This window comes from Variovorax beijingensis, from assembly GCF_007828835.1.
GTDB classification, from domain to species: Bacteria; Pseudomonadota; Gammaproteobacteria; order Burkholderiales; family Burkholderiaceae_C; genus Variovorax; species Variovorax beijingensis_A.
The window spans coordinates 560,382-582,571 of the sequence record NZ_VIVL01000001.1 but is presented as its reverse complement, the minus strand read 5'-3'; the positions used below and the strand labels follow the sequence as shown (position 1 = coordinate 582,571).

General features: G+C 67.5%; 26 protein-coding genes. 7 read left to right on the top strand and 19 right to left on the bottom strand.

The genetic code is table 11. The annotated features are described in order from the left end of the window. Positions 1-4 precede the first annotated feature (4 nt). From FB547_RS33530 to FB547_RS33525, 6 genes are read right to left on the bottom strand one after another with little or no spacing between them, the layout of a single operon-like run. Positions 5-136 (bottom strand): hypothetical protein, encoded by a 132-nt coding sequence (locus FB547_RS33530; protein ID WP_261380201.1) that lies wholly within the window; start codon positions 134-136, stop codon positions 5-7. Continuing rightward, a complete protein-coding gene (gene kdpC / locus FB547_RS02795; protein WP_145739453.1) occupies positions 126-695 on the bottom strand; it encodes a potassium-transporting ATPase subunit KdpC in 570 nt (189 codons plus the stop codon). The genes FB547_RS33530 and kdpC overlap by 11 nt, the downstream gene beginning before the upstream one ends. Positions 696-708: 13 nt before the next feature. Continuing rightward, complete coding sequence (gene kdpB / locus FB547_RS02790) at positions 709-2,805, bottom strand: potassium-transporting ATPase subunit KdpB (protein ID WP_145739451.1); 2,097 nt, start codon at positions 2,803-2,805, stop codon at positions 709-711. Positions 2,806-2,816: 11 nt separating this feature from the next. Further along, a complete protein-coding gene (kdpA, locus tag FB547_RS02785) occupies positions 2,817-4,622 on the bottom strand; it encodes a potassium-transporting ATPase subunit KdpA (RefSeq protein ID WP_145739449.1) in 1,806 nt (601 codons plus the stop codon). 1 nt (position 4,623) lies between these two features. Further along, on the bottom strand, positions 4,624-4,722 hold the full coding sequence (gene kdpF, locus FB547_RS02780) for a K(+)-transporting ATPase subunit F (protein ID WP_145739447.1): 99 nt from the start codon (positions 4,720-4,722) through the stop codon (positions 4,624-4,626). Further along, a complete protein-coding gene (locus FB547_RS33525) occupies positions 4,719-4,844 on the bottom strand; it encodes a hypothetical protein (RefSeq protein ID WP_261380200.1) in 126 nt (41 codons plus the stop codon). Before FB547_RS33525 ends, kdpF begins: the two co-directional genes overlap by 4 nt. A 176-nt stretch (positions 4,845-5,020) precedes the next feature. Between FB547_RS33525 and FB547_RS02775 the strand changes: the two genes are divergently transcribed. Together FB547_RS02775 and FB547_RS02770 are read left to right on the top strand one after the other, a co-directional pair. Continuing rightward, complete coding sequence (locus FB547_RS02775; protein WP_145739446.1) at positions 5,021-5,689, top strand: helix-turn-helix transcriptional regulator; 669 nt, start codon at positions 5,021-5,023, stop codon at positions 5,687-5,689. A gap of 38 nt (positions 5,690-5,727) precedes the next feature. Continuing rightward, positions 5,728-6,309, top strand: coding sequence for a superoxide dismutase (locus FB547_RS02770; RefSeq protein WP_145739444.1), 582 nt, complete (start codon positions 5,728-5,730; stop codon positions 6,307-6,309). 31 nt (positions 6,310-6,340) lie between these two features. On the opposite strand, the gene FB547_RS02765 is transcribed toward FB547_RS02770, so the two are convergent. The 9 genes from FB547_RS02765 to FB547_RS02725 all read right to left on the bottom strand — a co-directional run bounded on the left by FB547_RS02765 (position 6,341) and on the right by FB547_RS02725 (position 13,708). After that, a complete protein-coding gene (locus FB547_RS02765; RefSeq protein WP_145739442.1) occupies positions 6,341-6,718 on the bottom strand; it encodes a VOC family protein in 378 nt (125 codons plus the stop codon). 282 nt (positions 6,719-7,000) lie between these two features. Then, positions 7,001-7,945 carry an agmatinase gene (gene speB, locus FB547_RS02760; protein WP_145739440.1) on the bottom strand — a complete coding sequence of 315 codons (945 nt, stop codon included), beginning with the start codon at positions 7,943-7,945 and terminating at the stop codon, positions 7,001-7,003. A gap of 25 nt (positions 7,946-7,970) precedes the next feature. Then, positions 7,971-8,606 (bottom strand): cupin domain-containing protein, encoded by a 636-nt coding sequence (locus FB547_RS02755; protein WP_145739438.1) that lies wholly within the window; start codon positions 8,604-8,606, stop codon positions 7,971-7,973. Positions 8,607-8,641: 35 nt separating this feature from the next. Then, a complete protein-coding gene (locus FB547_RS02750) occupies positions 8,642-9,349 on the bottom strand; it encodes a DUF1989 domain-containing protein (RefSeq protein ID WP_145739436.1) in 708 nt (235 codons plus the stop codon). Positions 9,350-9,353: 4 nt separating this feature from the next. Next, the gene (locus tag FB547_RS02745; RefSeq protein ID WP_145739434.1) at positions 9,354-10,682 is read right to left on the bottom strand and encodes a M20 family metallo-hydrolase; all 1,329 of its coding nucleotides are present in this window, start codon (positions 10,680-10,682) and stop codon (positions 9,354-9,356) included. Beyond that, positions 10,679-11,497, bottom strand: coding sequence for an amino acid ABC transporter ATP-binding protein (locus tag FB547_RS02740; RefSeq protein ID WP_145739432.1), 819 nt, complete (start codon positions 11,495-11,497; stop codon positions 10,679-10,681). The genes FB547_RS02745 and FB547_RS02740 overlap by 4 nt, the downstream gene beginning before the upstream one ends. Next, on the bottom strand, positions 11,494-12,159 hold the full coding sequence (locus FB547_RS02735) for an amino acid ABC transporter permease (RefSeq protein WP_145739430.1): 666 nt from the start codon (positions 12,157-12,159) through the stop codon (positions 11,494-11,496). The genes FB547_RS02740 and FB547_RS02735 overlap by 4 nt, the downstream gene beginning before the upstream one ends. Beyond that, positions 12,156-12,821: an amino acid ABC transporter permease gene (locus FB547_RS02730; protein WP_145739428.1), complete on the bottom strand. Its 666-nt coding sequence runs from the start codon at positions 12,819-12,821 to the stop codon at positions 12,156-12,158. The genes FB547_RS02735 and FB547_RS02730 overlap by 4 nt, the downstream gene beginning before the upstream one ends. Before the next feature lie 53 nt (positions 12,822-12,874). After that, positions 12,875-13,708 carry a transporter substrate-binding domain-containing protein gene (locus FB547_RS02725; RefSeq protein ID WP_145739426.1) on the bottom strand — a complete coding sequence of 278 codons (834 nt, stop codon included), beginning with the start codon at positions 13,706-13,708 and terminating at the stop codon, positions 12,875-12,877. Positions 13,709-14,027: 319 nt separating this feature from the next. Here FB547_RS02725 and FB547_RS02720 point away from each other — a divergent pair, with 319 nt between their 5' ends. After that, positions 14,028-15,005 carry a Bug family tripartite tricarboxylate transporter substrate binding protein gene (locus tag FB547_RS02720; RefSeq protein ID WP_145739424.1) on the top strand — a complete coding sequence of 326 codons (978 nt, stop codon included), beginning with the start codon at positions 14,028-14,030 and terminating at the stop codon, positions 15,003-15,005. A gap of 59 nt (positions 15,006-15,064) precedes the next feature. After that, positions 15,065-16,111, top strand: coding sequence for an MBL fold metallo-hydrolase (locus tag FB547_RS02715; protein ID WP_145739423.1), 1,047 nt, complete (start codon positions 15,065-15,067; stop codon positions 16,109-16,111). Positions 16,112-16,246: 135 nt separating this feature from the next. Here the strand turns inward: FB547_RS02715 and FB547_RS02710 are convergent, their stop codons facing one another. Together FB547_RS02710 and FB547_RS02705 are read right to left on the bottom strand one after the other, a co-directional pair. Next, positions 16,247-16,504 (bottom strand): hypothetical protein, encoded by a 258-nt coding sequence (locus FB547_RS02710; RefSeq protein ID WP_015867751.1) that lies wholly within the window; start codon positions 16,502-16,504, stop codon positions 16,247-16,249. 22 nt (positions 16,505-16,526) lie between these two features. Further along, positions 16,527-17,297 (bottom strand): SDR family NAD(P)-dependent oxidoreductase, encoded by a 771-nt coding sequence (locus tag FB547_RS02705; RefSeq protein WP_145739421.1) that lies wholly within the window; start codon positions 17,295-17,297, stop codon positions 16,527-16,529. A 202-nt stretch (positions 17,298-17,499) separates the two neighbouring features. Between FB547_RS02705 and FB547_RS02700 the strand changes: the two genes are divergently transcribed. Beyond that, positions 17,500-18,087 carry a hypothetical protein gene (locus FB547_RS02700; protein ID WP_145739419.1) on the top strand — a complete coding sequence of 196 codons (588 nt, stop codon included), beginning with the start codon at positions 17,500-17,502 and terminating at the stop codon, positions 18,085-18,087. A 16-nt stretch (positions 18,088-18,103) separates the two neighbouring features. On the opposite strand, the gene FB547_RS02695 is transcribed toward FB547_RS02700, so the two are convergent. Both FB547_RS02695 and FB547_RS02690 read right to left on the bottom strand, forming a co-directional pair. Further along, positions 18,104-18,574: a hypothetical protein gene (locus FB547_RS02695; RefSeq protein ID WP_145739417.1), complete on the bottom strand. Its 471-nt coding sequence runs from the start codon at positions 18,572-18,574 to the stop codon at positions 18,104-18,106. After that, on the bottom strand, positions 18,571-19,365 hold the full coding sequence (locus FB547_RS02690) for a Crp/Fnr family transcriptional regulator (RefSeq protein ID WP_145739416.1): 795 nt from the start codon (positions 19,363-19,365) through the stop codon (positions 18,571-18,573). The genes FB547_RS02695 and FB547_RS02690 overlap by 4 nt, the downstream gene beginning before the upstream one ends. An 84-nt stretch (positions 19,366-19,449) precedes the next feature. Here FB547_RS02690 and FB547_RS02685 point away from each other — a divergent pair, with 84 nt between their 5' ends. Both FB547_RS02685 and FB547_RS02680 read left to right on the top strand, forming a co-directional pair. Next, the gene (locus tag FB547_RS02685; RefSeq protein WP_145739414.1) at positions 19,450-21,405 is read left to right on the top strand and encodes an AMP-dependent synthetase/ligase; all 1,956 of its coding nucleotides are present in this window, start codon (positions 19,450-19,452) and stop codon (positions 21,403-21,405) included. Then, positions 21,402-22,190: an ABC transporter ATP-binding protein gene (locus FB547_RS02680; RefSeq protein WP_145739413.1), complete on the top strand. Its 789-nt coding sequence runs from the start codon at positions 21,402-21,404 to the stop codon at positions 22,188-22,190. Before FB547_RS02685 ends, FB547_RS02680 begins: the two co-directional genes overlap by 4 nt.

The following is a 22,190-nucleotide window of genomic DNA, read 5'->3' as shown; positions in this document are numbered from 1 at the left end:
CAGGTTAGCGCATCGGCGCGCCCTTGCGGCGCTTGGCATGCCGCCGCGCGGTGCGCGAAAGCGCCCACCAGGCAAAGACCAGCGGCGCGAAGAGTGCTGCAAATGCCAGCAGCAAGTGGAAGAGGTCAGTGGCCATCGAGCGCGAGATTCAATGCCAGCACATTGACGCGCGGCTCGCCCAGCCAGCCCCAGAGCGGCGCCTGCGTGTGGCTGGCGACCAGCGCCTTCACCTGCTCGGGCGGCAGTCCGCGCACGCGCGCCACGCGTGCTGCCTGGTAGAGCGCGGCGGCGGGGCTGATGTCGGGGTCGAGCCCGCTGGCAGAGGCCGTGACCAGATCGACCGGCACGGCCGCGGTATTGCCCGGGTCGACGGTGCGCAGCGCCTCGATGCGCGCCTTGACCGCATCGGCCAGCGCCGGGTTGAGCGGCCCGAGGTTCGAGCTGCCCGAGGCGCTCGCGTTGTAGGGCTGCGGCGCGGTGGCCGAGGGCCGGCCCCAGAAGTGCTTCGGATCGCCGAAGTTCTGGCCGATGAGGCTGGAGCCCACGGCCCTGCCGTCGCGCACGACCAGGCTGCCGGCCGCCTGCGACGGAAACAGCGCCTGGGCCGCGCCGGTGACGGCCAGCGGATAGACCAGGCCGGTGAGCGCACTCAGCAGTGCGAAGAGCACCAGCGCGGGACGAATGATGTTGTTCATGGTGAAGAGCTCCTCAGACCAGATGGACTGCGACCAGCAGCCAGTCGATCAGCTTGATGCCGATGAAGGGAACGAGCAGGCCGCCGAGGCCATAGATGGCCAGGTTGCGGCGCAGCAGCGCGGCCGCGCCCACCGGCCGGTAGCGCACGCCCTTGAGCGCGAGCGGAATCAGGAACACGATGACCAGCGCATTGAAGATCACCGCCGAAAGAATCGCCGACGACGGGCTCGCGAGCCGCATCACGTTGAGCGCGCCGAGCTGCGGATAGGTCGAGACGAAGATCGCCGGAATGATCGCGAAGTACTTCGCCACGTCGTTCGCGATCGAGAAGGTGGTGAGCGAGCCGCGCGTCATGAGCAGCGCCTTACCGGTTTCCACCACCTCGAGCAGCTTGGTCGGGTTCGAGTCCAGGTCGACCATGTTGCCGGCCTCCTTCGCCGCCTGCGTGCCGCTGCCCATGGCCACGGCCACGTCGGCCTGCGCGAGCGCGGGTGCGTCGTTGGTGCCGTCGCCGGTCATCGCGACCAGGCGGCCTTCGGACTGGTACTGGCGGATCAGCGCGAGCTTGTCCTCGGGCGTGGCTTCGGCCAGGAAGTCGTCGACGCCGGCCTCGGCCGCAATGGCCGCGGCGGTGAGCTTGTTGTCGCCGGTGATCATCACCGTCTTGATGCCCATGCGGCGCAGCTCGGCAAAGCGCTCCTTGATGCCGGTCTTGACGATGTCCTTGAGCTCGACCACGCCGAGCACGCGATTGCCCTCGGACACGGCCAGCGGCGTGCTGCCGCGGCGGGCGGTTTCCTCGGACGCGCGCAGCACCTCGGCCGGCATGCTGCCGCCGATCGATTCGACATGCCGGCGGATCGCATCGACCGCGCCCTTGCGCAGCAGCACCGCGTCGGCATCGAGGCTGTTCGGCGCGGCCGGCAGGTCGACGCCGCTCATGCGGGTCTGGGCAGTGAACGGCACGAAGCGCGCGCCTTCGACAGATGCGGCCTCCAGGCCATCGCGGCGAGCGAGTTCCACGATGCTGCGGCCCTCGGGCGTTTCGTCGGCCAGAGACGCGAGCATCGCGGCGCGTGCGAGGCGGCCCTTCGGCACGCCGGGCGCGGGCAGGAAGGCACTCGCCTGGCGGTTGCCGTGCGTGATGGTGCCGGTCTTGTCGAGCAGCAGCACGTCGACGTCGCCGGCCGCTTCCACGGCGCGGCCCGAGGTGGCGATCACGTTGGCCTGCATCATGCGGCTCATGCCGGCCACGCCCACGGCCGAGAGCAGGCCGCCGATGGTGGTGGGAATCAGGCACACCAGCAGCGCCACCAGCGCGGTGAGCGACACCACGGCGCCCGCGCCTGCGGCCTCCACGCTGAACAGCGAGAACGGCAGCAGCGTGACGGTGACCATCAGGAACACGAGCGTGAGCGCGACCAGCAGGATGGTGAGCGCGATCTCGTTGGGCGTCTTGTGGCGCTTGGCCGCCTCGACCATGCCGATCATGCGGTCGAGGAACGACTCGCCCGGGTTCACCGAGATGCGCACTACCAGCCAGTCGGACAGCACGCGCGTGCCGCCGGTCACCGCCGAGAAGTCACCGCCCGATTCGCGCACCACGGGCGCCGATTCGCCGGTGATCGCGCTCTCGTCGACCGAGGCCACGCCTTCGATCACCTCGCCGTCGAGCGGGATGACGTCGCCGGTCTCGACCAGCACCACGTCGCCCCTTCGGAGATTCGGCGCCTGTTCGGGAAGCCACTGCGCGCCGTGGTGCGGCTCCTTGAGCTTCTTGGCCCAGGTGTCCTTGCGCAGGCCGCGCAGCGAAGCGGCCTGCGCCTTGCTGCGGCCCTCGGCCAGGGCTTCCGCGAAGTTGGCGAACAGCACGGTGAACCACAGCCAGATGGTGATGGCCAGCACGAAGGCAGGCCTCATGCCGGTGTCGCCCGGGAAGCTCAGCGAATGCACCCAGAGCAGCGTCGTCAGGATGCTGCCGACGTAGACGATGAACATCACCGGGTTGCGCCACTGCGCGCGCGGGTCGAGCTTGACGAAGGCGGCCCATAGCGCGGGCTTGACCAGCGACGCATCGAGCAGCGAGAGAGTTGTCTTTGTATGAATCATGGTGCGCTCCTTCACTTCCAGAGCACGAGGTGTTCGACCACGGGCCCGAGCGCCAGCGCCGGCACGTAGTTGAGGAGGCCGACCAGCAGCACCGTGCCGATCAGCAGCGAGACGAACAGCGGCCCGTGCGTGGGCAGCGTGCCGCCGGTGACGGGCAGGCGCTGCTTGGCCGCGAGCGAGCCGGCAATGGCCAGCACCGGCACGATTACCGCGAAGCGGCCGAGCCACATCGCAAGCCCGAGCAGGCCGTTGTAGAACGGCGTGTTGGCCGAGAGGCCCGCGAAGGCGCTGCCGTTGTTGTTGGCAGCCGAGCTCAGCGCATAGAGGATTTCGGAGAAGCCGTGGGCGCCGGGGTTCGCGATGCCGGCCTTGCCCGCACCGGCCAGCACCGCCATCGCCGTGCCCGCCAGCACCAGCACGGGTGTGACCAGGATGGCGATGGAGATCAGCTTCATCTCGCGCACCTCGATCTTCTTGCCGAGGTACTCGGGCGTGCGGCCGATCATCAGCCCCGCGATGAACACCGCGAGCATCGCGAAGATCAGCATGCCGTACAGGCCGCTGCCCACGCCGCCGAACACCACCTCGCCCAGCTGCATCAGCACCATGGGCACCATGCCGCCGAGCGGCGTGAAGGAGTCGTGCATCGCAATCACCGCGCCGCACGAGGCGGCCGTGGTGACGGCGGCGAAGAGCGCCGAGGCATCGATGCCGAAGCGCACTTCCTTGCCTTCCATGTTGCCGCCGCTTTGCAGCACGCCATGCAGCTGGTCGACGCCGAGCGCGCCGAAGAGCGGATTGCCGGCCTGCTCGGCGGGAATGACGACCATCACCGCGGCCACGAACATCACCGTCATCGCCGCGAGCACCGCCCAGCCCTGGCGCAGGTCGCCCACCACGCGGCCGAAGGTGAAGCACAGCGCCGCCGGGATCAGGAAGATCGCGAGCATCTGCAGCAGGTTGCTGAGCGCGGTCGGGTTCTCGTAGGGATGCGCCGAGTTGGCGTTGAAGAAGCCGCCGCCGTTGGTGCCGAGCATCTTGATGGCTTCCTGCGAAGCCACCGGCCCCATAGCGAGCGTCTGCGTCCTGGTGGTGGCGTCTTCCATCACCGGCTCACCCTTCTCGTTCTTCAGCGGCTGGCCGTCGGCACCGTTCTTCGGCTGCTGGAAGGCCGTGGCCTCGACCGTTTCTACGGTCTTGTAGGCCTCGAAGTTCTGGATCGCGCCCTGGCTCACGAAGAACACCGCGAGCACGAACGACAGCGGCACCAGCACCCACAGCGTGATGCGCGTGAGGTCGGCCCAGAAGTTGCCGACCAGGCCCTTGGCCTTGCCGTCGCCGCGCCGCGCGAAGCCGCGGATCAGCGCGAAGGCCACCGCGATGCCCGTCGCGGCCGAGAAGAAGTTCTGCACCGCGAGCCCAAGCATCTGCGTGAGATAGCTCATGGCCGACTCGCCGCCGTAGCCCTGCCAGTTGGTGTTGGAGACGAAGCTCACCGCGGTGTTGAAGGCCGAATCGGGCGAGATGGCACCCATGCCCGCGGGATTCAGCGGCAGCCAGCCCTGCAGGCGCTGTAGCGCATAGACGAAGACCGCGCCCACGGCATTGAAGGCCACCAGCGCGAGCGCGTAGCGCAGCCAGTGCATCGATTGCTCGGGGCGCGTGCCTGCGAGCCGGTAGAGCGGCGCCTCGACGCGCTGCATCCAGCGCGGCACGCGCTCGTTGCACAGCGCGGCAAGGAATTTGCCGACAGGCCAGGCCAACACCAGCAGTGCGGCCAGAAAAAGAGCCAACAGGCCCCATGCGGAAGAAGTCATTTCAGAACTCCTCGGCACAGATCAGCGCGAACACGAGGTACGCGAACAGGAGCACGGCCACCAGCGCGCCGAAGCCGTAAAGTGCTTCGAGGCCGATCACGATGCGGCCCCTTGCGCCGTTCCCGCCGCATTCTTCGGCGCGCCAAGCCGGTCCAGCCCGACGGCCATGGCCGCGGCCACGGCCCACAGCGCCAGAAGGGCGCCCATCCAGACGAAGTCCATTCATCACTCCTCAAGCGAAAACAAGGACTCGAGTCTCGGCAGGCGTCCGTAAAAACGGGAAACAGAGTCGGCCAGGGCGCATAAAGAAACCGTAAAAGCGTCCCCTCTTTTCCAAGGGGCTCGACAACACCTCGGCCGCCGCTTGATAATCAAAGCAGCTTCTTTGAATAAGAAAGATGACCTCGCGCCCCCTCGACGCCAAGCCCGCCTGGATGCCGCACCAGCCGGCGGACCGCATCCTGTCCACGCTCAAGACCCGTGGCGCGCTCGGCATTCCCGACATCGCCAAGGTGCTCGACGTCACGGTGGAGGCCGTGCGCCAGCAGATGGCCAAGCTGCAGGCCGAGGGCCTGGTCGATGCCGAGAGCCGCCCCGCGGGCCGCGGCAGGCCCACGCAGATATGGCGCCTCACCGGCGCCGGCCACGCGCGCTTTCCCGACACGCATGCCGAGATGACGGTGCAGATGATCGGCGCCGTGATCAGCGTGTTCGGCGAGAAGGGCATGGACCGGCTCATCGGCGCGCGCGAGGAGGCCATGCGCGCCAACTACCGCGAGGCCATGCGCGGCACGCGCAGCCTCAAGAACAAGCTCGAGCGGCTGGCCGACATCCGCAGCCGCGAGGGCTACATGGCCGAGTTCCGGCCCGAGGGCGACGGCTTCCTCTTCATCGAGAACCATTGCCCCATCTGCGCCGCGGCGCGCGCCTGCACCGGCTTTTGTCGCAGCGAGCTGCAGCTCTTCGACGAAGTGCTGGGCCCCGGCGTGAGCGTGAGCCGCGTCGAGCACGTGCTCGCGGGCGCGCGGCGCTGCGCCTACCAGGTGAGCCCGAAGAGCGCGCCCTGATTCGATTCGATTTCTAAACCCGAAAGGAAAGCCCCACCATGGAACACACCCTGCCGCCCCTGCCCTACGCCCTCGACGCGCTGGCACCCGAGTACTCGAAGGAAACGCTCGAGTACCACTACGGCAAGCACCACAACGCCTACGTGGTGAACCTCAACAACCTGCAAAAGGGCACCGAGTTCGAATCGATGCCCCTTGAGGAAATCGTCAAGAAGTCCAGCGGCGGCATCTACAACAACGCCGCCCAGATCTGGAACCACACCTTCTTCTGGAGCTGCATGAAGCCCCAGGGCGGCGGTGCTCCGAGCGGTGCGCTGGCCAAGGCCATCGATGCCAAGTGGGGCAGCTACGACGCGTTCAAGGAAGCGTTCGTGAAGTCGGCCGTGGGCAACTTCGGTTCGGGCTGGACCTGGCTGGTGAAGAAGGCCGACGGCTCGCTGGACATCGTGAACATGGGCGCCGCGGGCACGCCGCTGACCACCGGCGACACCCCGGTGCTGACGGTGGACGTCTGGGAGCACGCCTACTACATCGACTACCGCAACCTGCGCCCGAAGTTCGTCGAGACCTTCCTGGCCAAGCTGGTGAACTGGGACTTCGCGGCCAAGAACTTCGGCTGAGGAACCGGGTTCGGCCCGGCGGGCATCCTCATCACCCGTTGATGAGGTTGAGGATGTTGCCGTCCGGGTCCTTGAACCACGCGACCTTCATGTCGCCCATGACATGGATGTCGCCTTCGAGCCTTGCGCCGGGCATGTCGTAGTGCTCGAAGCGCACCCCCTTGGCCTTGAGCGCGCCCACGAGCCGCTCGATGTCGCCACCGACCGGCCAGGTCACGGCCGTGGCCTGGTTGGTGCCCGCGAAGGCCGAGCGGTACACGTTGATGCGGGAGTTGCCGCTGCGGTAGACGATCACCTCGTCGCCCTCGGCATCGACCTGCGCCAGGCCCAGCGTGTCTTCATAGAAACGGCGCGCCACGGCGAGGTCCTTCACCGCAAGATTGGCCACCGCGTTGATGTTTCCGAGCATGAGAGTCTCCTGTGAAGCCCAGCGCGCAGTGGACGCGCGGCGGGCGAGCCAAAAATACTCAACCATTTGGTGGAGTATTTGACTCGCGGCGGCCCGTGTCAAGACCGCGCTAGTTGCTCGCGTGCTCGTGAAGCTGGGGGGCTGTTTTGTAGGAGGATGATGTAAGCCGCTGTTGCAGGGCCGAAAGCAACCCAAAGTAGTCATCGCGAACGCACACGCGCAATTCGTGAAGGAATACACATCGCGCGGCCGCCGCAGCTTGAGCGGTTTTCAACGAAGCGTTCAGCGCCGGGCAACCACGTTGCGCGCCAGCAGGCACAGGATCTCGTACATCAGCGTGGCGCCCAGCAGCGCCGTGTTGCCCGACGGGTCGTAGGGCGGCGATACCTCGACCACGTCACCACCCACGAGGTTCAGGCCGTCCAGGCCGCGCAGCAGCCCCAGGGTTTCGCGCGTGCTCATGCCGCCAACTTCGGGGGTGCCGGTGCCGGGCGCATAGACCGGGTCCAGGCCATCGATGTCCAGCGACAGGTAGGTGGGTCCGTCGCCGACGATGCGCCGCGCTTCCCGCACGATGGCTTCCACGCCCTTGGCCTCGAACTCCTCGATGAAGACCACGCGCATGCCGCTGTCCAGCGAGTAGCGCCAGCCTTCGTCGGAATTCTGGGCCCCGCGGATACCGATCTGGATGGTCCGCCTGGGGTCGAGCAGGCCCGCCTCGACCGCACGGCGGAACGGTGAGCCATGGCTGAACTTGGAGCCGCGGAAGTCGTCCCAGGTGTCGGTGTGCGCGTCGATGTGCACCATGCCCAGCGGTTCGCGCGGCGCCATGGCCTGGAATATGGGGAAAGTGATCGAGTGGTCGCCGCCCGCGGCCAGCACCGTCTTTCCGGCCGCGAACAGAGGCTCGAAGAAGCGGCGGATGTCTTCGTGCGAATGCTCCAGGTGGAACACGTCGGTGAAGGGCACGTCGCCGACATCGGCCACGCGGCAGGCTTCGAAGGGATTGAAGCCCGTCACGTGATGGATGGCGCGTGTCATGGACGACATGTTGCGGATCTCGCGCGGACCGTAGCGCGCGCCCGGACGCGCCGTGACGCCGCCATCGAAGGGCACGCCGGCGAGGGCGATGTCGAGATCTTCGAGGCGCTGCGCGAAGGGCACGCGCATGAACGTCGGAATGCCGCTGTAGCGCGGCAGCGCCTGCATGGCAGTGTCTGTGCTCATCGAAGGCATGAGGTCTCGATTGAAATCAGAAGGTGGCGGGAGTGTTGACCCACAGCACGCGGGCCGGCGTTTTGCCGGGATTTCGGTAGCTGTGCGGAACGTCGCTGGAGAAGTAGAACGAGTCGCCGGTGGAGAGCCGGTAGACCTCGTCGCGCAAGCGCAGCTCGAATTCGCCTTCGATCACGTAGCCCACCTCCTCGCCGGAATGCGCGATCTGCTCCAGGCTTTCGGCCTTGGGCTCGAGCACGTGGATGTCGGCCTGCATCAGCTGGCCCCGGATGGGCACGATCACGCGCTCGAGCTTCACGCCGCTCTTCTTGCCGCGCGCGCCCGTGAACTCGATCACCGGCCGCTCGGCCGCGCGCGTCACTGGCGAGCTGGGCGGCGCGAAGGCGGCCGTGAGCTCGGCCACGTTGGTGTCGAGCGCGCGCGCCAGGCGGTGCAGGTTGGCCAGCGACGGCATGACCTGGCCGCGCTCCACCCGCGACAGCAGGCTTTCGGAGCAGCCGGCCGCATCAGCAAGTGCCTTCAGCGTGAGGCTGCGCACCATGCGCGCATGCTTGAGCCGCGGCCCGAGCGCGGTGAATGCGAGCGAGTCGTCGTCAGGCAGCGGGGCGCTGCTGTCGGCGGTGTTTTTCTTCGTTGTCTTGGCAGTGCGCATGGAGTGGTCAGGAGGCCGGCCTCGTGCCGGGAAGGTCAGGCATTCGCCATCACGGTGAAGTGCACTTCGACCGGGCGGTTGTCGTTGATCGGAATGATGTCCTGCGGGCAGGCCGACATCACGGCGACGCAGTCCATTTCGGCGCGAAGGTCCACGTAGTCCCCTGCCTTGGAAACGGGCGGGAGCCAGTCTACGCCGCCATCGGCGGCCACCGGAATGTTCATCCAGAGGTTGAGCGGCTGCGGCACCTCGCGCGCGCGCAGGCCAATGGCTTTCAGCGCCATTCGCATGTTGTCGGCGCAGTTGTCGTGATAGTCCGCCACGCCCAGGTTCTGGTAGCGGTAGGCGTCGCAGGCGGCCATGAGCGTGTCGTGCACGCCGGGCGAGGTGTCGGCCAGCAGGGTCATGATGGGCCGGCGGCGGTTGGTGGCCAGCGGGTCGCCGGCCTTGGGGATGATGCGGTCGATCACGGCGCGCGCGTGCTCCATCGACATGAACTCGCTCAGGTCGTCGGCCTTGAAGGCCCAGAAGTCGCACACCTGGCTGCCGTGCGTGTTGATGACGCGGATCACCTGGCCCTTGGCCAGCCGCACGGCGCGGCCGTTGCGCGCCGGCACTTCGTAGACCTTGCCGAGTTCGGGCGTGCCGTCGGCGGACACGGGTTCGCGCAGCGTGTTGTTCGCGCCGACGGGTTCGCCGTTGTCGGCCACGGCGGCGGGGGAAGCGGAGGACGGATGTTCCATGGTTCTATTCCTTGGGGTGCTCGGGAGGGGTGGAGGGAAAGACCGGCTCGGCCAGACGCACCAGGCACCAGGCCAATGCGCGCGTACAGGCCGTGAGGTCTGCGATGGGGGTGTCTTCGTCCGGGTGATGGCTGATGCCGGCGCAGCTGGGCGCGAACAGCATCGCGGCAGGGCAGAAGCCCGCCAGCGGCATGGCGTCGTGGAAGGCGCCGGACACCATGTCGCGGTGGCTCAGCCGCAGGGCGAGGCAGGCTTCGCGCGTCAGGTTCACGAGTGCGCCGTCGAACTGCACGGTGGGCTTGTCCTGCAGCACCTCGATGCGGCCGCCGGCAGGGAGCGTGGCGTCGAGCAGCGCGCGAACGGCATCGAGTGCGCCCGCTTCGGGGTGGCGGGCATCGACGGTGAAGGCGACGCGGTCGGCAATGGTGTTGATCGAACCGGGGCTGCATTCCCAGCGCCCGATGGTCACGCGCAGCCGCTCGTCGCCGCACTGCGCCGCGTGTTCGAGCAGCGCGTGGGCCATGCCTATCGCCTTGGCCTGCGCGTCGTCGCGCGCGGCCAGCGGCGTGGTGCCCGCATGCGCGCTGCGCCCTGGCACAGTGACGCGAAACCAGCGCACGCCCTGAATCGCCGCCACGCAGCCCACCTGCAGGCCGTTGGCTTCCAGCACGGGGCCTTGTTCGATGTGGGCTTCCACGTAGCTGTGGACGGGACGCGCCAGCGGCGTCTCGAGGCCGATCCAGCCCTGCCGCCGGGCCTCGGCATGGAAGTCTTCTCTCGCCGCATCGCGCGCGGCCTCGAAGCGCACACCTTCGCCGTCGCACGCGTCGAGGAATGCCCCCAGGCGTTCCGGTGCGGTGAAGGACACCGAACCCATCAACCCGGGCGCGAAGCGCGAGCCCTCCTCGTTGGTCCACATGACCACGTCGAGCGGCCTGTGGGTGCGCACACCGAGCCGGTCGAGCGCATCGAATACTTCCAGCCCCGCCGCGACACCAAAGGCGCCGTCGAGCCAGCCACCCAGGGGCTGGGTGTCGATGTGGCTGCCGGTCATCACGGGCGCAAGGCCCGCATCCTGGCCGTCGCGGCGCACGAACACGTTGGCCGCCGCATCGATGCCGACGCGGTAGCCGGGTCGTTGCCCGAAGGGCTGCACCAGCCAGCGCCGCGCCGCAAGCTCCGGCGTGCTCAGTGCCTGGCGCGCCACGCCGCCTGTGGCCGCGCCGCCGTGCACCGCCAGCCCGCGCAGGCGCGCGTCGAGGCTCGCGGCAGCGACCGCACCAGCCACGTCGTCCGCGACGGCGTTGGCCCTCATGATGTCGATGGCCTTCATTGCACGCTCCCCATCGCGGTGTTGTTCAGGCTGCGGCGAATCCAGGGCTGGAGAAAGGACTGGATCCGCGGATGCGTCGGCTGGTGGATCACCTCACGCGGAGTGCCGATCGTCACGATGCGGCCCTTCTCCATGAACACGATGCGGTCCGACACCTCGGCCGCGAAGCTCATCTCGTGCGTCACCATGATCATCGTCATGCCGCCGCGCGAGAGCGACTTGATGACCTCGAGCACCTCGTCGACCAGTTCGGGGTCGAGTGCCGAGGTCGGTTCGTCGAGCAGCATCACCTCGGGCCCGACCGCCAGTGCCCGCGCGATGCCCACGCGCTGTTGCTGCCCGCCGCTCAAGTTGGGCGGCCGCGCGTCGGCCTTGGCCGACATGCCCACGCGCGCCAGCGCCTCGCCGGCCACGGCGCGGGCCTGGTCCTCGCGCAGGCCCTTGGCCAGCGTCAGCGGCGCCATCACGTTGGCCAGCACCGTCATGTGCGGCCACAGGTTGAACTGCTGGAACACCATGGCGACCGGCGCACGCACCTCGGCAATGATCCGCTCGCTCTCGCGCGCCAATGCACCGGCCGCGTTCCTGCGGTAGCCGAGCAGCGCACCACGAATGCGGACCTCGCCCTCGTCGTAGGCTTCGAGAAAGTTCATGCAGCGCAGCAGCGTGGTCTTGCCCGAACCCGAGGGCCCGATGAGCGAAACGACCTCGCCCTTGCGGACGTCCAGGTCGATGCCGGCCAGCACGCGGTTGTCGCCGAAGGACTTGCCGACGCCGCGCATGGAAACGATGGGGATGGTCACGGGTGCGTTCATGGAGGGAGGCTTCTCAGAGGGCCGAACGCGTACGCAGCGCCCTGGCCGCGCGGTTGATGAGCAGCGAGAGCCCCCAAATAGCTCAGTGCCAGCAGCAGGTAGGGTTCGACATAGACGAACTGCTCGGACACGACCTTGCCCGCCGTCATCGTCAGCTCCGGGTAGGTGATGACGGAGGCCAGCGCGGACTCCTTCATCAGCAGGATGGTCTGGCTCGCGATCAACGGCAGGCTGGCGCGCAGGGCTTGCGGGCACTCGATGGTGGTGAATATCTGCCGCGACGACAGCCCCATGCAGCGGCCGGCCTCGATCTGCCCGCGCGGAATGCTTTGCCAGCAGGCGCGAAATATCTCTGCGAAGTACGCGCCGCCGTAGACCGCCAGCGTCAGGCCCGCGGCAGCGAAGGGGTCGAGCGAGATGCCCGCATTCGGCAGACCGAAGTACACGATGAAGAGATGGATCAGGAACGGTACGCCGCGCCAGATGCCCGTGTAGCCCCAGTAGAGCCACGCCGCCGCGCGCCACCCGGTTTCGCGCAGCGCATGAAAGCAGAAGCCGACGACGAGGCCGCCCGCCAGGCCGGTGAGCGTGAGCATCACCGTGCGCCAAGCCGCGGCGCCGAAGGCAGGCAGCAGCTCGCCGAGCAGCGAAAAATCGATCATGTGCGCCCCATCCGGCTGCGCAGCCAGCTGCCCAGCAGCAGTACCGCACCAGTCATCAGCAGGTAGCAGGCCCCCACTGACAGGTACACCTCCAGTGGCCTGAAGTTGGACGCCACGATCTGCCGGCCGCCGCGCGCGAGGTCGGCCACCGAAATCACGGAGACGATGGCCGAGCTCTTCACGACATCGATGCCCTCCGACACCACCGCCGGCCACACTGCCCGCGCAAGCTGCGGCAGTTGCACGTGCCTGAAGATGCGCGATGGCGAGATGCCGAACGAGGCTGCGGCCTCGATCTGCCCTGCCGGCACCGCGACCAGGCCGGCTCGCAGGATCTCGCACTGGAACGCGGCGGAGTTCAGGCCCAGCGCCACGATGGCCACCAGCAGCGGCGGCAGGTCGATGCCGTAGGCGCTGGGCAAATAGAACAGCATGAGCAGCTGCACGAGCAGCGGCGTGCCGCGAAAGAAGCTCAGGTAGGTGCGCACCGCGGCGGGCACCAGGCCTCGGCCGCCGCGGCGCAGCGACAGGCCCAGCAGCACGGCGCCCCACGCGAAGCCCAGCAGGATGGCCGCCACCGCGACCGCCAGCGTCATGGCGGCGCCCTGCAGCAGCACCGGCAGGTAGGCGGCCAGGCGCTCGGAGAGTGTCGCGGCGTTCATCGCGGGCGGGCTTCGTTGGCTATGCGTTGGCTAAGTGTCGGTCGCGGCTTCGCTCACATCTGGGGCACCGGCACCGCATCGGTGGGCACATCCATCGTGAAGCCGAACCACTTCATCTGCAGCGCCTTGAGTTGCCCGCTCTTCTGCGCACGCGCGATGCCGTCGCTGAAGAACTTGACCAGCGGCGCGCTGTCCGCGTCCTTGCGGCCGACCCAGCCGAAGTAGGTCTTGGGGCCGATCGGCGCGGGGATGACCGCATAGACGTCGCCGCGCGTCTTGACCAGCGTCGCAAGATTGGACAGCGACTGCGCCACCGCTGCCAGCCGGCCGGCAGCGAGGTCGGCATAGGCCTCGTCGAAGCTCACGTATTCGCGGATGGTGACCGCCGGCTTGCCTTCGGCCTGCAGCTTCTTCGCGTACTCCTGCAGGGCGCGCAGCTGGGCCGAACCGGCTTGCGAGCCGACCGTCTTGCCGGCGATGCCCGCGGGATCGGTCAGGGCCGCGTCGTCCTTGCGCTTGACCAGCGCAGTGGTCGCATCGGCGATGGGCACGGTGAAGGCGAACTTGTCGGCGCGCTCCTTGGTGAGCGTCACCGAGGTCACGACGAAGTCGAAGCGCTTGGTCGCCAGCCCCGGCAAGATGCCCTGGAACGGCACGTCGAACTGCTTGACCTTGACGTCCGGCAGGTCGGCCAGGATCAGGCGCATGAGGTCGGGCCCGTAGCCCACGATCTTTCCGTCCTGCAGGTACTCGAAAGGCGCGAACTGCGCCTCGGTGCCGATGACGATTTCCTTCTTGCTCTTCACCGTCTCCAGCATGTCGGCGCTGTGCGCGGCACCGATCAGGAACAGGGAAAGAACGCCAGCGAATGCGCGACTGAACAGCATGACAAGGCCCTCGAATGTGAAGTAAAGGCGGGTGCGTTGGGTGGAGTTCCACAAGTCACTTGCATTTGTGCAAGTGACTTGCATAAAAAGCATACAAGTTTCGTGCCAGGCAAGATGAGTTCTCGCGGCACAGGCGTGGTGCAAAAAAGCGCGTCGGGCGCACTGGCGGAGTGCCCGAGCCCCCCGCAAGTCGATATGAGGCCCATCGCGAACGAAGAAATCCGCCGAGCGCGGGTTCCGGCACACTGCACCTTTGGTGCAGTGGGGTCATGCCCGAAGACTGCAACCCTGAAATCGCCCCGATAAAGAGACAACACCCATGATCCGCAAGCTCACCTGCTCGCTGGCCCTCGCGCTGGCACTTCCCCTGGCCTTCACCGCCCCTGCACAGGCGCAGTCCTACCCCGCCAAGCCCATCCGCATGATCGTGCCCTTCCCGCCCGGCGGCGGCACCGACATCCTGGCGCGGCTGGTCGCGCAGAAGCTCACCGAGGCCAACCACTGGACCGTGGTGCCCGACAACCGCGGCGGCGCCGGCGGCACCATCGGCATTGCGGAGGCCGCGCGCGCCGCGCCCACGGGCTACGACATCGTGATGGGTCAGAAGGACAACATGGTCGTCGCGCCCTGGCTCTACAAGAACCTGAGCTACCACCCGGTGAAGGACCTCACGGCCGTGGCCCACGTGGCCTACACGCCTGTGGTGATCGTCACGCAGGCCAACTCGAAGTTCAAGACGCTCGACGACGTGGTGAAAGCCGCGCGCGCCGCGCCCGACACCGTCACCTACGGCTCGCCGGGCAACGGCACCACCATCCACCTGGCCGGCGAGATCTTCAACGGCGCCGCCCAGATCAAGATGCGCCACGTGCCCTACAAGGGCTCCAACGCGGCCATGATGGACGTGCTCGCGGGCAACGTCGACCTGATGGTGTCGTCGGTGCCCTCGGCGCTGGCGCAGATCAAGGCGGGCAAGCTGCGCCCGCTGGCCGTGACCTCGGCCAAGCGCAGCACCTCGCTGCCCGAGACGCCCACCGTGGCCGAGCTCGGCTACAAGGGCTTCGACGTGTCCACCTGGTACGGCCTCTTCGTGCCCGCCAAGACGCCGAAGGACGTGATCGCCACGCTGAATGCCGAAGTCAACAAGCTGCTGGCCACGCCCGAGATGAAGGCCGCCATCATCGCCCAGGGCGCCGAGCCGCAGGGCATGACGCCCGAACAGTTCGAGTCGCTGCTGAAGACCGACTACGAGAAGTGGAAGGGCATCGTGCAAGCCTCGGGCGCGACCATCGAATAAGCCCGGCGTCGCGGAATGGCGTCTCCACCACAGGCCGCACCGACGGCACGGAGACACCGATGGCAGCACAGCGCAAGAATTCGAAGAACGCCTTTCTGCTGAAGACATCCGCCCTGGCAGCGGTTGTTGCCCTGGCGCAGGGCTGCGCGCAGACGCCGCCCGGCACCACCGCGCCGCTGGCCGCCATCCCCTCGGAGGCCAGTGTGGCGGCCCACGTGGCCACTGCCACGCGCGCGGCCGGCACCGACCTCAAGCCCCTGCTGACCCTGTGCCAGCCCGCCCCCGCGGCCCGGCCGCCGCAGGACGCGCTCGACAAGAGCCTCACCGCATTCATCAACCGGCCCGCGCCGCCGCCGGGCCAGGCCTTCGACAACCTGTACTTCGTGGGCGCCGACTGGGTCAGCGCCTGGGCGATCAAGACCTCGCAGGGGATCATCCTGATCGATGCGCTCAACACCGAGGCCGAGGCCGCGGCGCTCATTGAAGGCGGCATGCGCAAGCTGGGGCTCGACCCGGCGCAGATCAAGTACGTGATCGTGACGCACGGCCACGGCGACCACTACGGCGGTGCCGGCTACCTCGCGCAGAAGTACCGTGCGCGCGTGGTGATGAGCGAGGCCGACTGGACCATGACCGAAACCCGGCTCGAGTTCGCGACGCCGATCTGGGGCGCACCGCCCAAGCGCGACATTTCGGTGAAGGACGGCGACCGCATCACGCTCGGCGACACCAGCGTGACGCTGTACCTCACGCCGGGCCACACCATGGGCACGATCTCGCCGGTGTTCGACGTGAGCGCGGGCGGGCGCAAGCACCGCGCGATGCTCTGGGGCGGCACGGGCTTCAACTTCGGCAAGGACGTGCCGCGGCTGGACGCCTACATCGGCGCCACGCAGCGCATGGGCGCGATCGCGCAGAGCCAGCGTGTCGACGTGCTGCTGTCGAACCATTCGAACATCGATGGCTCGCAGGCCAGGCTCGCCGCCCTGCGCCAGCAGCCTGCGCCGGCCGCGAACCCCTTCGTTCTGGGCACACCGACTGTGGAGCGCGCGCTGGCCGTGATGGGCGAATGTGCGCAGGCGCAGCGCGACCGGTTTTTGCTGTAGCGACGTCGCCTTGCTCCTTCCCCCTCTGGGGGAAGGTTGGGATGGGGGCTGCCCCGCATTTGGCGCTGCGAGGGAATTGATGCCGCCGTGCCCCCACCCCTGCCCTCCCCCGGAAAGGGAGGGAGAAATGCGGGATCAGTCCGGCGTGAACTTCTTGTTGAAGATGTCGACGTCCGATGCCAGCTCGAAGGTCGCCACCTGGCCCATCTTGCCGTCACTCAGGCGGCAGGCGGAGAACAGGCTGTAGCGGCCCTTGAAGTAGAACTCGTCCATCACGATCAGCGCGTACGGATACGGCACGAAGACCTGGTGCTCGAAGATGACGCGGTGCACGTTCCTCGGCGACGGAAAAAGCTTGTAGTCGCCGGTATCGATCGACTTTGCGGTGGCCATGGTGTGCTCGCCTTGCCGGCGCTCAGGCCGGGTCGCGCACGTCGGCCACGGGGTTGCGGCCGAAGTCCTCGCGCGCCAGGTACTTGAGCACCTTGGCCGCGGCGGTGGCGGGACTGTCTAGCCGGCCTTCCTCCTTCATGCTCACGAAGCGCGTGCGGTCCGGGAACTTTTCGGCCGATGCGCCGCGCAGCTGCACCTGCATGTCGGTGTCGATCACGCCGGGTGCGAGCGAGACGATGCGTGCGCCGTTCGGTGCGGCAGCCTCCTCGAGCGCGACGGCGCGCGAGAAGTGGTCCATGCCGGCCTTGGCGGCGCAATAGGGCGCCTGGCTTCCCATGGCATTGCGCCCGAGGCCCGACGAAATGTTCAGCACCTTGCGCGTGCCGCGCCATTCGCGGGTCGCGCCCAGGAAGGCGGCCGTCAGCAGCATCGGTGCTTCGAGGCCGATGCGCAGCGCCTGCGAAAGATCGCCATCGGCCGCGGCCGAGAGCGGCGCCGGATTGCCCACCGTGCCGGCGTTGTTGATCAGCGTGGCGCTGTCGAAGCGCCGGGCGTCCTGCGAGGCGAGCCAGTCGCGCACGCGCGCAGCGGCCGAAACCGGGTCGGCCAGGTCCTGTTCCCATTGCATGATTTCGACGCCACTGCCTGCCTTGGCCGCTTGACCGGCGAGTTCGGGGCTCTGGCGGCGCGAGATGCACAGCAGCAGGTTGCCGGGCTGGAGAAGCTGCTCGGCCATGGCGCGACCGAGGCCTCGGGAAGCGCCGGTGATCAGGTAGAGATGAGAGGTGGGCATGGGCGATGTATGAGGGTCGGGAAAGCCGTTCGACGGAGCCGGTGAATATAGAAGATGCCGATCCTGCGGGTAATGGCCTGGCTCATTCTCGTTCGCCGGTCCGCTCGCGTTTCCGCCATTTGACAACTCACCGCTCCAGCACTAGGCTGAGCTTGCAGAACGTAATACTTTTGCTTTACCCAAACCTGGGTCAGGAGGCATCATGCTAAGGATCATTGCAGCCCTGAGCGCCACGCTCATGCTCGCTACCGTGACCGCGGTGGCGCAGGAACCAGCCCCATCCAGCCACAAGGGCATGGCCAAGGCCGGTGGAGCCAAATCCGACGCCGCCGCCATCAGCAAGGCAACGAGTGCCGCGCCGCCGGACATCGGCCGCCATGCCGCGGTCATGGCCATGGGCGCCGACGGCAAGATGAGGGAGTTGCGCCCCGGCACCAATGGTTGGATGTGCATGCTCGATCTCGTCGGCGATTCGATGTGCCTCGACAAGACGTGGCAGGCCTGGGGCGACGCCTGGATGAACAAGAAAGACCCGCCGAAGCCGCAGGCGGTGGGCGTGGCCTACATGCTCAATGGCGACAAGGGCGCCAGCAACACCGATCCCTATGCGACCAAACGAACGGCTGACAACCAGTGGGTCGTGAGCGGACCGCACATCATGATCCTGCCGACGGAGGCGAGTCAGCTCGAGTCGTATCCGACGGACTGGACCAAGGGTGGTCCGTGGGTGATGTGGAAGGGAACGCCCTACGCCCACATCATGGTGCCTACGAAGGCAATGGCGAAATAGGTGCGCGCCGCCCACCCTACCCGCCGCGAAACTGCCCCCTCAAAAAACCCCGATGGCGCGCAATATGCGCCATCTGCGCCGGCGCAATCGTTCCGTCCAGGTCGTGCTCGTCGGCGCCATTGAGCACCGCGTTCGCATGCCCCATCGCGCGCTCGACGATCTCATGCTCGCTCACGCCGAGCTGCGCGCCCAGGTCCATGGCCACGCGCCGCATCGCGCGCTGCGAGAGCATCCACATGGCGCCGAAGCGGTCCCATGCGAGCGCGGCCTGTTCGGCTTTCTCATGGTCGGCCAGGATGTCCTTGAGCGGCCTGGCGAGCAGTTCGTCCATGGCTTCGAGCCGCTCGCTCAAGGCGGCGTTACGCTGCGCCAGCTGATCGGGCGTCGGGCCTTCTTCTTCGTTCTTCGAAGGTTGTCGAGGCGGCGGCACATAGCCCGCCAGGTCGGCATCGGCGGGCACGATGCGGAGTTGGTCGTCGAGGCTCATGGCTTGCGTTCCCGTTCTTCAATGTCAATGCCGGTGTCGGCGGATGCGTTCTTGCGGCCGCTCATCGCGCTCGCGCGCAGGCCCGGCAGGTCGAGCACGCGCAGCCCACCGTACTCCACGCGGATCAACCCTTCTGCCGACAGGCCGTTGAGCGCCTCGTTCACGCGCTGGCGCGACAGGCCGACCAGGTAGGCCAGCTCCTGCTGCGTGATGCGCAGGACCTCGCCCACGCCCGGATAGAGCACCGGGTTGAACAACGACACGAGGTTGCGTGCCACGCGCGCGTCGGGGTTGTTGAGCCGGTCGATCTCCAGCGCCGCGATGAACTGCCCGAGCCGTTCGTTGAGCTGGTTCATCACGAAGCGGTTGAAGCCGATCGAATGATCGAGCAGCCAGTGGAAGCTCTCGATCGGCAGCCCCGCCACCACGCTGCGCCGCAGCGCCTGGATGTTGTAGCGGTAGGGCTCGCGCTTCATGACCGTGCCTTCGCCGAACCAGCCGCCGGGCGGCACGCCGGTGTAGGTGACGGAGCCGCCGTCGGCGTTGTCGTTGCTCATCTTGAGCAGGCCCTCGACCACGCCGAACCAGTAGGTAGGCGAGCGGCCGACGCGGCAGACCAGGTCGCCGACCTCGGCCTCGCCCACCACCAGCGCGGCTTCGGCGCGGCGGCGCTCGGCCGGTGTGAGCGTGGGCAGCCAGGGAATGCCGTCGAGCTCGGCAGCGTTGGCAGGGCGCACGCGGTCCTTGATCGAACCGCCGAGCACGCTGTGTTGGGAATTGCCGTGAGGCATCGGGAAACTCCGGGGAGTAGTGTCCCTAGGATTGTCGTTGGAACGACAACCTGGCGTCAAAGTGGGGCCTACGATCCGCCCACTGTGCAAACTACCGCCCCCACCTTTCCCCGTCTGCTGCTTGCGCACGCGCAAACCCAGCCCCAGGCGCCCGCCATCCGCGAGAAGGACCTCGGCATCTGGCAAACCTGGAGCTGGAGCGCCGTGGCGCAGGAAGTGCGCGAAATGGCCTGCGGCCTGGCGAGCCTGGGCTTCAAGCCCTTCGACAACCTGTCCATCGTGGGGGCCAACCGCCCGCACCTGTACATGGCGGTGCTTGCGGCGCAGAGCCTGCGTGGCGTGCCGGTGCCGCTCTACCAGGACGCGGTGGCCAGCGAGATGGTCTTCATGCTGCAGGACGCGGCCATCGACTTCGTGATCGTCGAGGACCAGGAGCAGGTCGACAAGCTGCTCGAGTGCCGCGAGCTGCAGAAGGACCAGCAGCACGGCATCCGCCACATCATCTACGACGACCCCAAGGGCCTGCGCCACTACGACCAGCCCGGGCTCATGAGCTACGAGCAGCTGCGCGAACTGGGCCGCGAATTCGACAAGGCCCACGTCGGCTACTACGACCGCGCGGTGGCCAGCGGCGAGGCCACCGATGTCGGCGTGATCCTCTACACCTCGGGCACCACCGGCCGGCCCAAGGGCGTGTGCCAGACGCATGCGAGCTTCATCGCGGCGGGCCGCGGCGGCGTGGAGACCGACAGGCTCGGGCCCGGCGACAACATCATGAGCTACCTGCCGATGGCCTGGGTGGGCGACCACCTGTTCTCGGTGGCGCAGTGGCTGGTGGGCGGCTTCACGCTCAACTGCCCGGAGTCGAGCGAGACGGTGATGAACGACATGCGCGAGATCGGACCGAGCTATTACTTCGGCCCGCCGCGCACCTTCGAGGGCCTGCTCACGGCCGTGTCGATCCGCATGGAAGACGCGGCGGCTCCGAAGCGCTGGCTGTACGGCAAGTTCATGGCGCTCGCGCAGCGCGTGGGTGCGGACATTCTCAACGGCGCGCCAGTGAGCCTGGGCGACCGCCTGATGTACGGCCTCGGCAACCTGCTGATCTACGGACCGCTGCGCAACGTGCTGGGCATGAGCCGCATCCGCGTGGCCTACACGGCCGGCGCGGCCATCGGGCCCGACCTGTTCCGCTTCTACCGCTCGATCGGCGTCAACCTCAAGCAGTTCTACGGCCAGACCGAGACCTGCGCCTACGTCTGCCTGCAGCAGGACGGCAAGGTCAAGCTGCAGACGGTGGGCACCGCGGCACCGGGCATCGAACTGAAGATCGCGGACGACGGCGAGGTGCTGGTGCGCGGCGTGTCGGTGCTCAAGGAATACTACAAGCGCCCCGACGCCACGGCCGAGGTGCTCGACGCCAACGGCTACTTCCACACCGGCGACGCCGGCGTGCTCGACAGCGAGGGCCACCTGCGCATCATCGACCGCGCGAAGGATGTGGGCCGGCTCGCGAGCGGCGCGATCTTTGCCCCCAACTACATCGAGAACAAGCTCAAGTTCTTCCCGCAGATCAAGGAAGCCGTGTGCTTCGGCAACGGGCGCGACGAGGTCTGCGCCGCCATCAACATCGACTTCGAGGCGGTGGGCAACTGGGCGGAACGGCGCGGACTGGCCTACGGCGGCTATGTCGATCTGGCCGGCAAGCCCGAGGTGCTGGCGCTGGTGGGCGAGTGCATCGCCAAGGTGAATGCCGACCTTGCGAGCGAGGACGGCATGGGCGAGACGCAGATCGCGCGCTTCCTGGTGCTGCACAAGGAGCTCGATCCCGACGACGACGAGCTCACGCGCACGCGCAAGGTGCGGCGCGGCTTCATCGCCGAAAAGTACGCGGTGCTGGTCAGCGCGCTCTACGGCGGCAGGACCGAGCAGTTCATCGAAACCCAGGTCAAGTTCGAGGACGGACGCACCGGCGCGGTGAGCGCCACGCTGAAGATCGTCGAGGCCAGGACCTTCCCCATCGTGAAGGCCGCGGCATGAGCAGCAACAGAAAAGTCGGCGACGTCATCCTCGACGTGCAGAACATCAGCTTGAGCTTTGGCGGCGTGAAGGCGCTCACGGACATCAGCTTCAACGTGCGCGAGCACGAGGTGCGGGCCATCATCGGCCCGAACGGCGCGGGCAAGAGCTCGATGCTCAACTGCATCAACGGCGTCTACTGGCCGCAGCAGGGCTCCATCACCTTTCGCGGCCAGACCTTCAAGCACATGAACTCGCGCCAGGTGGCCGAGATGGGCGTGGCGCGCACCTTCCAGAACCTGGCGCTGTTCAAGGGCATGAGCGTGCTCGACAACATCATGACGGGACGCAACCTCAAGATGAAGAGCGGCCTGTTCGCGCAGGCACTGCGCTGGGGTCCGGCCGAGCGCGAGGAATTGCGGCATCGCGAGTTCGTCGAGCACATCATCGACTTCCTGGAGATCCAGGCGCACCGCAAGACGCCGGTAGGCCGCCTGCCCTACGGCCTTCAGAAGCGCGTGGACCTGGGCCGCGCGCTCGCGATGGAGCCGCAGGTGCTGCTGCTCGACGAGCCGATGGCCGGCATGAACGTGGAAGAAAAGCAGGACATGAGCCGCTTCATCCTCGACGTGAACGACGAGTTCGGCGCCACCATCGTTCTCATCGAGCACGACATGGGCGTGGTGATGGACATCTCCGACCGCGTGGTGGTGCTGGACTACGGCAAGAAGATCGGCGACGGCACGCCGCACGAGGTTCGCAACAACGAAGACGTGATCCGGGCGTACCTGGGCGTGGAGCACTGA

Bases quoted from the DNA above. Each gene is read 5' to 3' on its own strand.
- FB547_RS33530 (WP_261380201.1), bottom strand. From the start codon at position 136: ATGGCCACTGACCTCTTCCACTTGCTGCTGGCATTTGCAGCACTCTTC.
- kdpC (WP_145739453.1), bottom strand. From the start codon at position 695: ATGAACAACATCATTCGTCCCGCGCTGGTGCTCTTCGCACTGCTGAGT.
- kdpB (WP_145739451.1), bottom strand. From the start codon at position 2,805: ATGATTCATACAAAGACAACTCTCTCGCTGCTCGATGCGTCGCTGGTC.
- kdpA (WP_145739449.1), bottom strand. From the start codon at position 4,622: ATGACTTCTTCCGCATGGGGCCTGTTGGCTCTTTTTCTGGCCGCACTG.
- FB547_RS33525 (WP_261380200.1), bottom strand. From the start codon at position 4,844: ATGGACTTCGTCTGGATGGGCGCCCTTCTGGCGCTGTGGGCCGTGGCC.
- FB547_RS02775 (WP_145739446.1), top strand. From the start codon at position 5,021: ATGACCTCGCGCCCCCTCGACGCCAAGCCCGCCTGGATGCCGCACCAG.
- FB547_RS02770 (WP_145739444.1), top strand. From the start codon at position 5,728: ATGGAACACACCCTGCCGCCCCTGCCCTACGCCCTCGACGCGCTGGCA.
- FB547_RS02765 (WP_145739442.1), bottom strand. From the start codon at position 6,718: ATGCTCGGAAACATCAACGCGGTGGCCAATCTTGCGGTGAAGGACCTC.
- speB (WP_145739440.1), bottom strand. From the start codon at position 7,945: ATGAGCACAGACACTGCCATGCAGGCGCTGCCGCGCTACAGCGGCATT.
- FB547_RS02755 (WP_145739438.1), bottom strand. From the start codon at position 8,606: ATGCGCACTGCCAAGACAACGAAGAAAAACACCGCCGACAGCAGCGCC.
- FB547_RS02750 (WP_145739436.1), bottom strand. From the start codon at position 9,349: ATGGAACATCCGTCCTCCGCTTCCCCCGCCGCCGTGGCCGACAACGGC.
- FB547_RS02745 (WP_145739434.1), bottom strand. From the start codon at position 10,682: ATGAAGGCCATCGACATCATGAGGGCCAACGCCGTCGCGGACGACGTG.
- FB547_RS02740 (WP_145739432.1), bottom strand. From the start codon at position 11,497: ATGAACGCACCCGTGACCATCCCCATCGTTTCCATGCGCGGCGTCGGC.
- FB547_RS02735 (WP_145739430.1), bottom strand. From the start codon at position 12,159: ATGATCGATTTTTCGCTGCTCGGCGAGCTGCTGCCTGCCTTCGGCGCC.
- FB547_RS02730 (WP_145739428.1), bottom strand. From the start codon at position 12,821: ATGAACGCCGCGACACTCTCCGAGCGCCTGGCCGCCTACCTGCCGGTG.
- FB547_RS02725 (WP_145739426.1), bottom strand. From the start codon at position 13,708: ATGCTGTTCAGTCGCGCATTCGCTGGCGTTCTTTCCCTGTTCCTGATC.
- FB547_RS02720 (WP_145739424.1), top strand. From the start codon at position 14,028: ATGATCCGCAAGCTCACCTGCTCGCTGGCCCTCGCGCTGGCACTTCCC.
- FB547_RS02715 (WP_145739423.1), top strand. From the start codon at position 15,065: ATGGCAGCACAGCGCAAGAATTCGAAGAACGCCTTTCTGCTGAAGACA.
- FB547_RS02710 (WP_015867751.1), bottom strand. From the start codon at position 16,504: ATGGCCACCGCAAAGTCGATCGATACCGGCGACTACAAGCTTTTTCCG.
- FB547_RS02705 (WP_145739421.1), bottom strand. From the start codon at position 17,297: ATGCCCACCTCTCATCTCTACCTGATCACCGGCGCTTCCCGAGGCCTC.
- FB547_RS02700 (WP_145739419.1), top strand. From the start codon at position 17,500: ATGCTAAGGATCATTGCAGCCCTGAGCGCCACGCTCATGCTCGCTACC.
- FB547_RS02695 (WP_145739417.1), bottom strand. From the start codon at position 18,574: ATGAGCCTCGACGACCAACTCCGCATCGTGCCCGCCGATGCCGACCTG.
- FB547_RS02690 (WP_145739416.1), bottom strand. From the start codon at position 19,365: ATGCCTCACGGCAATTCCCAACACAGCGTGCTCGGCGGTTCGATCAAG.
- FB547_RS02680 (WP_145739413.1), top strand. From the start codon at position 21,402: ATGAGCAGCAACAGAAAAGTCGGCGACGTCATCCTCGACGTGCAGAAC.